The organism is Dietzia sp. IBK-p2-15D (genome assembly GCF_057773105.1).
On the sequence record NZ_JBYMTK010000097.1, the window covers coordinates 1 to 447 of the forward strand.

At 47.2% G+C, this 447-nt stretch carries 1 protein-coding gene; it reads right to left on the reverse strand.

The features are described from left to right. Positions 1 to 41: 41 nt before the first annotated feature. The coding region (locus AC3DEV_RS17040) for a phage tail fiber protein (RefSeq protein ID WP_488372879.1) at positions 42 to 447 on the reverse strand (406 nt) is incomplete at its 5' end.

Sequence of the window (447 nt, forward strand, 5' to 3'; positions counted from 1 at the left end):
CCACACTTGCTACATGAGTATTTATTCATAAGTGTAACTAATTAACTTTCAGATGCGACCGATGCTCCAATAGCAAACTGAGCCTGAATACCTGTTGAAATATCCCGGTTTGAAGTCAGTGCTCCAAAATAAAGAATCTGACCTGCTCCGCTTGAAGCAGTCCCAATAGCCACAAATGTTACCGTATTTGAACCGGAAGAACATTCAGGGAACTGGATAAGTCCCGTATTTGAAGTTGCACCGGCAGCGGCAGCGGTAAACCCTGTTGCAGCGGTCACAGCCACCCTTGCGTATGATCCGAAGGATGCTTCGTTTGTTGTTTGATTACCGCCTGCACCTGGAGTTGCCGTGTGCAGGGATATGTACCTTGTAGCCCCACTTCTACACGCAGGGTCAACCGCGCGTAATATCGCATCCAGGGTATCATTTGCTGTAAATGTTCCTTTT